This window comes from Pseudomonas sp. P7548 (assembly GCF_013386585.1).
In the GTDB taxonomy this organism is placed as follows: domain Bacteria; phylum Pseudomonadota; class Gammaproteobacteria; order Pseudomonadales; family Pseudomonadaceae; genus Aquipseudomonas.
This window is the reverse complement of sequence record NZ_JACARO010000140.1, coordinates 1-11,241: the sequence shown is the minus strand read 5'-3', so window position 1 is coordinate 11,241 and position 11,241 is coordinate 1. Positions and strand designations below refer to the sequence as shown.

Genomic DNA, 11,241 nt, shown 5'->3' with positions numbered 1-11,241 from the left:
GGCAAGCAACTGGTGGCCTATATTGTGCCGCTGGCCCCGACCTTGCTGGACGATGCCGTGGCCCAGTCCAACGGCCGCGAGGCCTTGCGCCGCGCCTTGAAAACCCGTTTGCCGGACTACATGGTACCGACGCACTTGATGTTCCTGGCCCAGATGCCGTTGACGCCCAACGGCAAGCTCGACCGCAAGGGCTTGCCGTTGCCTGACGTGAGCCAGATGCAGCAAGTCTACGTGGCGCCCCAGAGCGAGCTGGAACAGAAGATCGCCGCGATCTGGTCCGACGTGCTGCGCCTGCCGCAGGTCGGCCTGCATGACAACTTCTTCGAACTGGGCGGCGACTCGATCATTTCGATCCAGGTGGTCAGCCGCGCCCGCCAGGCCGGTGTGCGCTTCACGCCCAAGGATTTGTTCCAGCACCAGACCGTGCAGAGCCTGGCGGCCGTGGCGCGCGAAGGCGAGGGCGCGGTGGTGCTGGACCAGTCGGCACAGACCGGCGCGTTGTTGCTGCTGCCGATCCAGCAGGCATTTTTTGCCGATGACATTCCCCAACGTCACCACTGGAACCAGTCCGTGGTGCTGCAACCGCACCAGCCTTTGCAGGTGGCCGCCCTGGTGGCGGCGTTGCAGGCACTGATGGCGCATCACGACGCCTTGCGCACCGGGTTTGTCGAAGGCCTGGCCGGTTGGCACGCCGCGTATCGGGCGCCGCAACCCGCTGACGCCGCGCAGGTGCTGTGGCAGACCAACCTGGAGACCGTCGAGGAACTGGATGCGTTGGGCGAAGAGGCTCAGCGCAGCCTGGACCTGGGCGCCGGGCCTTTGTTGCGTGCGGTGTTGGCGCAATTGGCCGATGGCTCCCAGCGTTTGCTGTTGGTGATCCACCACTTGGTGGTGGACGGCGTGTCCTGGCGCATCCTGCTGGAAGACCTGCAAAGCGCCTATCAGCAACTCGTTCAAGGCGCTGCCGTGGTGCTGCCTGCCAAGACCAGCGCCACGCGCGCCTGGGCCGAACGGCTGCAAACCTACGCCCGCAGCGCGGCGCTGGAACACGAACTGGCCTGGTGGCAGACGCAATTGCAAGGCAGCCCGACCGGCTTGCCTGTCGCCAACCCGCACGCCAGCCTCAGCAACCACCTGGCGCTGAGCGTGAGCACCCACCTGGACGGCGGCTACACCCGTCGCTTGTTGCAAGACGCGCCGAGTGCCTACCGCACCCAGATCAACGACCTGTTGCTGACGGCGCTGGCCCGGGTCATCGTGCGCTGGACCGGTGATGAAGCGCTGCTGATTCGCCTGGAAGGCCACGGCCGTGAAGACCTGTTCGACGACATCGACCTGACCCGCACCGTGGGGTGGTTCACCAGCCTGTATCCGCTGAAACTGGTGCCGAAGGACTCCCTGGCCGATTCCCTCAAGCAGATCAAGGAACAACTGCGTGCAGTGCCCGACAAGGGCATCGGCTTCGGTGCGCTGCGCTACCTGGGCACTGCCGAGGCGCAACAGGCGCTGGCCGCGTTGCCTCGGCCACGCATCACCTTCAACTACCTGGGGCAGTTCGATGCCAGCTTCGACAGCGCCGAGCAGGACGGTCTGTTCGTGCCTTCCGGCGACGCCAGCGGCGCCGAGCAAAGCCCGGACGCGCCGCTGGGGAACTGGCTGGAGCTCAATGGCCAGGTCTACGGTGGTGAACTCAAACTGAACTGGAGTTTCAGCCGCGAGATGTTCGCTGAAGCGACGGTGCAACGCCTGGCCGATGACTACGCCACGGAACTCAAGGCCTTGATCGACCACTGCTGCGAGTCGGCCCACCAGGGTGTGACACCGTCTGACTTCCCCCTGGCACGACTCTCCCAAGACCAACTGGATGGCTTGGCGCTGAACGTCGCCGAGGTCGAGGACCTTTACCCGTTATCGCCCATGCAGCAGGGCATGTTGTTCCAGTCGTTGTATGGCGAAGGCTCCGGTGATTACATCAACCAGATGCGCATCGATGTGCAAGGCCTGGATGTCGCGCGCTTCAATCAGGCCTGGCAGGCGGCGGTTGATCGCCATGAAATCCTGCGCAGTGGTTTCCTGTGGCAGGCCGAGCTGGAGCAACCTCTGCAGGTGGTCCACAAACAGGTGCGCATGCCGTTTGAGACGCTGGATTGGCAGCAGCGCGCGGACCTGGACGAGGCCCTTGAGGCCCTGGCCGCGTCGGCCCGGACCCAGGGCTTTGTACTGGAACAGGCGCCGTTGCTGAGCCTGTCGGTGGTGTGCACCGGCGCGTCCAGTCACCACATTATCTACACCAACCACCACATCCTGATGGACGGCTGGAGTGGCTCCCAACTGTTCGGCGAAGTGCTGCAGCAGTACGCAGGGGAATCCTTGCCGGCACCGGCCGGGCGTTACCGCGACTACATCGCGTGGTTGCAGGCACAGGACAAATCGGTCAGCGAAGCGTTCTGGAAAGATCAGCTCAAGCACTTGCAGCAGCCGACCCGCCTGGCCCATGGCGCACAAGGCGATGGCGCCGAAGCCAACGGCGAGCATCGGTTGAGCCTGGATGCCGCGCAGACCGAACACCTGAAGGTGTTTGCCCAGCGCAACAAAGTGACCCTCAATACCCTGGTGCAAGGCGCGTGGCTCTTGCTGCTGGCGCACCACACCGGCCAGGCGACCGTGGCCTTCGGTGCCACCGTGGCCGGGCGCCCGACGGAACTGCGCGGGATCGAACAGCAGGTGGGCCTGTTTATCAACACCCTTCCGGTGGTGGCAACCCCGGATGCGCAACTGCCGGTCAGCCAGTGGCTGCAACAGGTGCAGGCGCAGAACGTGCGCTTGCGCGAGCAGGAGCATACGCCGCTGTTCGAGATCCAGCGCTGGGCCGCGTTGGGCGGTGAGGCGTTGTTCGACAGTATCCTGGTGTTCGAAAACTACCCGGTGTCCGAGGCGCTGGAGCAGAGCGCGCCGTCGGGGCTGCGTTTCGGTGCGGTGCAAAGCCTGGAGCAGACCCACTATCCGTTGACCGTGCTGTTGGCGATTGGCGACACACTGGGCCTGGAATTCAATTACGACCGCCACAGCTTCAGTGCCGCGCATATTCAACGCCTGGCCGAGCATTTCGTGCAGTTGCTGCACGCGATGGCCAGCGATGAGTCCCAACGGCTGGCGGCGTTGCCGTCCCTGCCAAGCGCTGAGCGCGAGGTGGTGGTGAAGGCCTGGAACGCCACGGCCCAAACGTACCCGCTGGACCAGGGCGTGCACCAATTGATCGAAGCCCAAGTGGTGCGCACACCGAACGCGCCTGCGTTGGCGTTTGCCGGGCAGGCCTTGAGTTACGCCCAGTTGAATGCGCGTGCCAACCGCCTGGCCCATCGCTTGATCGCGGCGGGTGTTGGCCCGGATGTGCTGGTGGGGCTGGCGGTGGAGCGCTCGATGGAAATGGTGGTCGGCCTGTTGGCGGTGCTCAAGGCCGGTGGTGCCTATGTGCCGCTGGACCCGGAATACCCGCGTGACCGACTCGCCTACATGCTGCAGGACAGTGGCGTGCAACTGCTGTTGACCCAGGCGCACCTCTTGGCGCAATTGCCGCTGCCCGCTGGCGTGCAAAGCCTGGTGCTGGAGGAGGGTGATGCCTGGCTGGATGCCTACAGCGAGCACAACCCGGACGTGCCGGTCGACCGCGAAAACCTGGCCTACGTGATCTACACCTCGGGCTCCACCGGCCAACCCAAGGGCGCCGGCAACCGCCATGCCGCGCTGACCAACCGGTTGTGCTGGATGCAGCAGGCGTATGGCCTGGAGGCGAGCGACAGCGTCCTGCAGAAAACTCCGTTCAGCTTTGACGTGTCGGTGTGGGAGTTCTTCTGGCCGTTGATGACCGGCGCACGCCTGGTGGTGGCCGCGCCTGGCGATCATCGTGACCCGGCCAAGCTGGTCAGCCTGATCAACGCGCAACGGATCACCACGCTGCATTTTGTGCCGTCGATGTTGCAGGCCTTCCTGCAGGACGCCACGGTTGCTTCGTGCCTGAGCCTGCAACGCATTGTGTGCAGCGGTGAGGCCTTGCCTGCCGACGCCCAGCAGCAAGTCTTCGCCAAGTTGCCCCAGGCCGGGTTGTACAACCTGTACGGGCCGACCGAAGCCGCTATCGATGTGACCCACTGGTCCTGTGTGGAAGAAGGCCGTGACGCCGTGCCGATTGGCCGGCCGATCGCCAACCTGGGCTGTTACGTGCTGGACGACAACCTGGCGCCGGCGCCGGTCGGCGTGTTGGGTGAGTTGTACCTGGGCGGGATGGGCTTGGCGCGCGGCTATCACCGTCGTGCCGCGCTGACCGCCGAACGCTTCGTGACCGACCCGTTCGGCAGCGGCGAGCGCCTGTACCGCACCGGGGACCTGGCGCGCTATCGCGACGACGGCGTGATCGAATACGCCGGGCGCATTGACCATCAGGTCAAACTGCGCGGGTTGCGCATCGAGCTGGGTGAAATCGAAGCGCGCCTGCTGGAGCATGCCAGTGTGCGTGAAGCCGCTGTGCTGGCGGTGGAGGGCACGCACCTGGTGGGTTACCTGGTGCTGCAACAGCCTTGTGAGGACTGGAAAGAGCCGCTGGTCGCGCACCTGGCCGCGCAGTTGCCGGACTACATGGTGCCGGCGCAATGGGTGCTGCTGGCGCAGATGCCGTTGAGCCCCAACGGCAAGCTGGACCGCAAGGCGCTGCCCAAGCCGCAAGCCCAGGGCGCCGAGCAGTACGAGGCGCCCCGGAGCGAGATCGAGCGGCAAGTCGCGGCCCTCTGGTGCGAGGTGCTGGGGGTGGAGCGTGTCGGGATGAACGACAACTTCTTCGAACTCGGTGGCCATTCCCTGTTGGTGCTGATGCTCAAGGAGCGCATCCGCAAGGTCAGTGGCGTTGGTTTGTCCGTCAGCCAGTTGATGCTCAACCCGACGGTGCGCGGGCAAGTCAGTTGCCTGCAGGGCGATGGGCGCAGTTCATTGCTGGTCAAGCTTAATAACCGCAGCGAAGGCACGCCGTTGTTCCTGTTCCACCCAAGCTTTGGCTCGGTGCATTGCTACACCGCCATCGCCCTGGCGCTGCGCGAGCAGCGCCCGGTGTATGGCGTGATGTGCCGTGCCTTGGCGGAAGAGGGGGCGGCGGTGCCTCAATGGCAGGTGATGGTCGAGGACTACACCGCGCAGCTGCTGGCGGCCCAGCCACAGGGCGCATTCCGCCTGGCGGGTTGGTCGTTGGGCGGGAACCTGGCGATGGAAGTCGCCCATGGCCTGGAGCAAGCGGGGCGCGAGGTGGAGTTTGTGGGCTGGATCGATGCGGCGCCGCCGCAATGGCTCACGCCTTACTGGGATGCAGTGGTCACCGAAGAGGATCGCGACGTGTCGGCGAATGAGCGACGCGCTGCCTTGCTGGGCGTGATGTTCCCGGCGTTTGCCGAGCAGATCGAAGGCGCCTGGCAGCAGTGCCAACGCGAGGCTGACGATGAAGGCGGCCAATGGCAGGCGTTCGTGGCCTGGGCTGAACAGACCCTGGGCGAGGCGTTCACCGACATCAAGGAGGAGTTGTTGCGCGGCAACGAAGCGCAGATCTCCTGGGACGTCGACCGTGCCCTGAGCGAGCGCATGAGCGCAGCCGACTTCAAGCCGATCCAGGCGCCGGTCAGTTGCTGGTGGGCTTCCATGAGTCGGGCAGGGCGCTTCAAGGACCTGATCGAGCAGCACATGGCAGCGGTACTCGGCCAGGGCCGTGTCGAGCGTTCGGTGATGATCGACACGGACCATGACGGCATCATCGACAGCGCGGTGTTCATCGCCAGCCTGGTGAACGCCATGGAGTAACGGGAGGGGCATGAAAAAACCGGATCCATGATCCGGTTTTTTTATGCACGGGTATTAAGGCGCACCTGCAAAAACGCCCGATGAAAGCAGGGCGCTCATCGGGCGTTCGTTGGACCGCCTCAGGCGATCGAGGTGTCAGGTCAGAAGTCCCAGCGGGTGCTGACCATCACGTTGCGCGGCTCACCGTAGATGGCCGAGTTGTAGAAGCCCACGTTGGTGTAGTAGGACTTGTCGAAGATGTTGTTGAAGTTGACGGTCGCCGACAGGTTCTTGGTGACCTGATAGCGGGTCATCAGGTCAACCAGCCAGTAGGATTTCTGGGTGATGTCCTGGTTCCTGTCCAGCGGCTGGTTGTAGATTTCGTTCCAGGCCTTGCTCTGCCAGCGTACACCGCCGCCGATGGTGAACTTGTCCAGATCGCCCTTGAGCTTGTAGGTCGTGTTCAGGTTGACCTGGTTCTCGGGCTCGAAGGTGGAGATTTTCTTGTCGTCGTCGTCGCGTACCACCTTGTGGGTGTACCCGCCCTGGACTTGCCAGCCCGGGCTCAGCTCGCCGGAAATCTCAGCCTCGTAACCCTTGGTGATGGCCTTGGAACCCTTGAACGCGTAGTTCGGTGGTGTAGGGTTCGAATTGTTCCAGGCATCATCCGAAATGGCGCGATTGCTCTCGTGAACCTCGAAGTAGGCAATGCTGGTGTTCAGGCGTCCGCCGAAGAATTCGCCCTTGAGACCCAGCTCGTAGTTCTGGCCTTCATCCGGATCCACCAGTTTCTCGTTGCGATCCTTGATATAGCTTTCCTGCGGTTTGAAAATGTCGGTGTAGCTGGCGTAGGCCGAGAAGTTGTCGTTCAGGTCGTAGATCACGCCGGCATACGGGATGAACCGTCCGGTTTCCTTGTAGGAAGGGTTATTGCCGGTGATGTGGTAGTTGGCCACGCGGCCACCCAGAATCACGTTCAGGTCATCGATCACGTTCAGGCGCGTGGTCACGTAGTAGCCGGTCTGGCGAACGACGTCGTCCGTGTACTGCTGGGGCGGGCCGTAGATAGGTTTGCCGAGGTTGCCGTTCCAGTTGTAGAAGTCGACTTTGTTGCCGCCTGGCCATTCCGGCGACCAATAGCCTTTGCCCTGCCAGCGCGAGGTGCCGATCGAGCCGCCCACCACCAGTTCATGGTCGCGGCCGAACAGGCTGAAAGGCCCGGTGGCGTACAGGTCGGCTGTGGTGCTCTTGGTTTCGCCGGTGTACTTCTGTGCATTGATCTCTGCCGTGCCATCGGCCGCGGGTTGCACGAACTGGATGGACGCGAGGTCGGCATGGTAGCTGTTGATCTTGTGGTCGAGCTGGAACTTGGTGACCCAGCCGTCACCCATGTCATGTTCGAGCATGGCAAAGGCGGTACGGGTGTTTTGCTGCCAGGAACTCCAGTCGGTACCGTTGTTGTAGGAACGCGGCATCTTGTTGATGCTGCCGTTGGAGTTGACCAGCGGGAAGGAGCCGGACCAGCTCGAACCTTTCGGGGTGTTGTCCTGGTAGTCGAAGCCCAGGGTCAGCATCGTGTCGGGGGAGAGGTCGAATTCGGTGATGCCGTAATAGGTCTCGGTCTTGCGCGAGTAATGGTCCATGAAGGACTTTTTGTCCTGGTACGCCGCGACGGCGCGCCCGCGGACATTGCCGCTGTCGGTCAGCGGGCCGCTGACATCGACTTCGCTGCGGTAGTTGTCCCAGGAACCGGCGCCCACATCCACATGGCCCTTGAACTCCGAGGTCGGCTTCTTGCGGATCAGGTTGATGGTCGCACCCAGCGAGCCCGCACCATTGAGCAGGCCCGTAGCGCCCTTGAGAATTTCGACGCGGTCATAGATGGCCATGTCGCTCAGGGTGTTGCCCGCCGAGTAGCCCACGTTGCGCACCGCGGACGGGATGCCGTCGTACTGGAAGCTGTCGACCGAGAAACCCCGGGAATAGTAGTTGGTACGCTCGGTGTCATAGGCCGACACGGTGATGCCCGGGGTGTGGCGCATCACGTCATCGACGTTGTTCAGGCCGAAGTCTTCCATGTGCTGACGGGTAATGACCGTAATCGACTGCGGGGTCTGGCGTGGGGTCAGGGTCAAGCGGGTCGCGGTGGCAATGGTTCCCGGCGTGTAGGAGCCTGAGCCTTCGGTGACGTTGCCCAGCATGTTGCCGGTCACCTGGGTGGGGCTCAGTTCCAGCCCGGTCGTCGCGCCGACAGCGCTCACCGTCAGGGTGTTGCCGTTGAGGCTGTGGGTGGTCTGGGTTCCGCCCAGCAGGGTGTCGATGGCCCGTTGTGGCTCCATCTTGCCCTTGATCGCGGTGCTGTTCTTGCCCTCGACATCACTCGGGCTGTACAGCACTTGCACGTTGGTCTGGCGACCGAATTCCTGCAGCGCGCTCCCCAGCGACTGGGCGGGAATATTCAACTCGATCTCTTGAGCCTGTACATAGCCTGCGATCGGCAGTGACACCGCCAGTGCCAGGGCACTCGGAAGGAGGTTGATGTTCAGGGCCCGTCGCATGGATAACGCTTTGCTCAGGGGGCTGAGACCGAGTCGTGCTGACATGGATGCTTTCTCTTCTATGTTTTAAGTGGGCAGTTCAAGGTGTTTATTGAGGTTAGTTCTCATTACCACTAGTGAGACGTTCCTACCTGGGAAAACCGGAAAACAAAATTCACGCCGGTTCCATCGCGTGCACGACTTGCCCGGCGCGCAGGCGCACCAGCTGGTCGGCGATGTCGAAATAACGGTCGTCGTGGCTGATCACGATGATGGTCTTGCCCAGGCGCTTGAGGTCCGGCAGCAGCTCGGTATAGAAAATGCGGCGGAAGGCCGGGTCCTGGTCGGCGGCCCATTCGTCGAACACCAGCACCGGGCGTTCTTCCAGCCAGGCGTTGACCAGGGCCAGGCGCTTGCGCTGGCCGGTGGACAGGTCAGTGGTGCTGAATACCCCATCCTTCACGCTGACCTTGTGCGCGATCTCCAGTCGCTCCAGGTACTTGGCGGCGCTGTCCAGCGACTGCGTGGCGCTGCCCTGCACCAGGTCATCGAACAGGTAGTAGTCGGAGAAGATGGTCGTGAACAGTTGGCGATAATCATCGCGATCCGGCGCGCTCACGGCCTCGTCGTTGAGGCGGATTTCACCGGAGTGGGGCGGGTACAGGCCCAGCAGCAGCTTGATCAGCGTGGTCTTGCCGCTGCCGTTTTCGCCGACGATAAACACGATATCGCCCTGCTTGATGCTCAGGTTGATCGGCCCCAGGTGGAAGGGCGCGCTGCCTTCCACGGCCGGTGGGCTGTAGCTCACCTCGCGCAGTTCCAGGCTGTTGACCACCGGCGTGGGTGCTTCGCTGTCGTCCATCAACAGGTGCGGCTCAGGCGACGAGAAACGTTCGGACAGCTCGCTGATGCGGCCAAAGGCAATCTTCGCCTTGCCCACCACCGGCAGATAACCCAGCAAGTGTTCCAGTGGGCCTTTCATGTACAGCAGCACCAGCACGAAACCGGTGATCACCGTCGGGTCCGGGTTGGGGTTGTAGGCTTGCATCGCCAATGCCAGGCCGATGACCACAAAGAACAGCATCGAACCAAAGGTCTTGGCCAGGATGTAGATGTTCACCGAACGCACCTGGATATCGCTGATGCGGTCGGCGGTTTCCTGGATGCGGTGGGTGTTCATGCGAAAGCGTCGCGGCCGGTGCATGCGCAGTTCCTTGGCGCCGGAGGCAATCGCGTTGTAGTAGCGCTGCAACTCATCCTCGTGGGTGCGCGCCAGGTCGAACCCCTGGATGCCTTTGCCACCGGCAATGAACTGCACGGCGCTGCCGATGATGATTGCCACCACCATCATCAGGAACATCGGCACCGACAGGTAGGCCAGGTAGCCCAGGCAACCGAGGGTCACGGTGGCGGCAATCGCCAGCGGCGTGAACGCGAAGGAAAAGTCGCTGATGGTGTCGACGTCATGGGTCAGCACCGGGATCAGCCGGTGGGAGCGGTAGCGCTCGATCTGCCCGATGGGCGCCGACAGCACCTTCTCGCCCAGGTCTTTGCGCAGGGCGGCAATGATGCGTTGCCCGACGTAATTGGTGCCGATGTCCGAAATGATCGAACTGACCAGTGCCACCACACACAGCGCCGCAAAGGTCAGGACCACGCCCTGGGTCATGCCGTTGGCCGAGTGCAGGGCATTGTTGATGGTGGCCAGCAGCAACGTGATGGCCAGGCCGCCGACCATGCCGAGGGCGACGGAAACCGTCACGATGGCACGAAAAGGCCTGAGCAGGGCGAGCAGGCCATGGAAGGCGCCGCGTTTGGGGTTGGTCATAAATACATCCCGGAGAGTGAAAAATGGGGCTGGGCACACAGACCCTTACCCATGACAAACGAAGCGCCGGGGCGAGTATTTAGCGCGATGTGCCAGGCGGTGGCCGTGGTGGATAAATCGGCGGGGGGCTGGTTCGTTCTTGTTCTGTAGGCGCACGTGCATCAAGGCCGTGCGCAGTTCATCCAGCGAGAGCGAAACAATGACGAAAAAGAACCTGGTGTATGTCTGGTCCCTGAGAAATGCCGCCGCCGACAAGGCCGGGCAGCCAGTGGCCTACAAGGACCATGAGCGCTACATGAAGTCGGTGCTGGAGTTTCTGGTGGGGTCGCTCAACGACACGCCGCTGGGCCTGGCCTACAACCTGGTGGGCGTGGTGTACGACGATGACGAGCAGAACCCGCGCGATCAGCAGTTGGTCAAGGACTATGGCTTTGCCTACCAGCCGGGCCGCCAGTGGCTGTACCCCGCCGACCTGCGGGTGCAGGGCAACCTGGTCAACGACTTGCTATTGAGCGTGCCGTCCACCTACCGCCGCCTGCCACGGGGCAGCGCCGAGCATATCGCCGGCAAACAGGATTTCGAACGCCGGCTGTACGACACCCTGGTGGAACTGAAGGCAGACATCGTGGTGCTCGATGGCTTGCTGGTGATCCTCGATGAGCTGGTGCGCCCGGGCGCGCCGTTTGCGCGGCGCATCATGAACATCCACCCGGGCATCACCCGTATCGAATCGCCTTACGAGCGTCGTGGCGCGTACGCCACCTGGAACGCCCTGTACGGCGCACGGGGCCAGGCGGTGGTGGACTGGGCGACCAAGGAAACCAAACCGTGCGAGCCGCTGTACCTCACCGGCGCCTCGTTCCACTACGTGGACAACGGCATTGACTCGGGCGAGGTGTTCCACGACGTGCTGAAAACCGAGATTTCCCCGGAAGACACCATCCTCGAACTGCGCTGGAACAACTTCAACAACAGCCTGTTCCCGGCGCTGCACGAAGGCCTGGAACTGCTGGCCAAACAGGCCTGAACAACCCCATCCCTATAGGAGCCGGCTTGCCGGCG

At 63.0% G+C, this 11,241-nt stretch carries 4 protein-coding genes; 2 read left to right on the top strand and 2 right to left on the bottom strand.

The genetic code is table 11. The annotated features are described in order from the left end of the window. A partial coding sequence (locus HX803_RS31480; protein ID WP_178925979.1) for a non-ribosomal peptide synthetase occupies positions 1-5,835 on the top strand: 5,835 nt, incomplete at its 5' end. Positions 5,836-5,975: 140 nt separating this feature from the next. On the opposite strand, the gene HX803_RS31475 is transcribed toward HX803_RS31480, so the two are convergent. Further along, on the bottom strand, positions 5,976-8,417 hold the full coding sequence (locus tag HX803_RS31475; protein ID WP_178925978.1) for a TonB-dependent siderophore receptor: 2,442 nt from the start codon (positions 8,415-8,417) through the stop codon (positions 5,976-5,978). A gap of 109 nt (positions 8,418-8,526) precedes the next feature. Beyond that, the gene (locus tag HX803_RS31470; protein ID WP_178925977.1) at positions 8,527-10,179 is read right to left on the bottom strand and encodes a cyclic peptide export ABC transporter; all 1,653 of its coding nucleotides are present in this window, start codon (positions 10,177-10,179) and stop codon (positions 8,527-8,529) included. A gap of 199 nt (positions 10,180-10,378) precedes the next feature. On the opposite strand from HX803_RS31470, the gene HX803_RS31465 reads away from it, so the two are divergent. Then, on the top strand, positions 10,379-11,206 hold the full coding sequence (locus tag HX803_RS31465) for a N(5)-hydroxyornithine transformylase PvdF (RefSeq protein WP_178925976.1): 828 nt from the start codon (positions 10,379-10,381) through the stop codon (positions 11,204-11,206). The last annotated feature ends 35 nt before the right edge of the window (positions 11,207-11,241 follow it).

Excerpts from the sequence above, each read along its gene's own strand:
- HX803_RS31465 (WP_178925976.1), top strand. The coding sequence starts at position 10,379 with ATGACGAAAAAGAACCTGGTGTATGTCTGGTCCCTGAGAAATGCCGCC.
- HX803_RS31475 (WP_178925978.1), bottom strand. The coding sequence starts at position 8,417 with ATGTCAGCACGACTCGGTCTCAGCCCCCTGAGCAAAGCGTTATCCATG.
- HX803_RS31470 (WP_178925977.1), bottom strand. The coding sequence starts at position 10,179 with ATGACCAACCCCAAACGCGGCGCCTTCCATGGCCTGCTCGCCCTGCTC.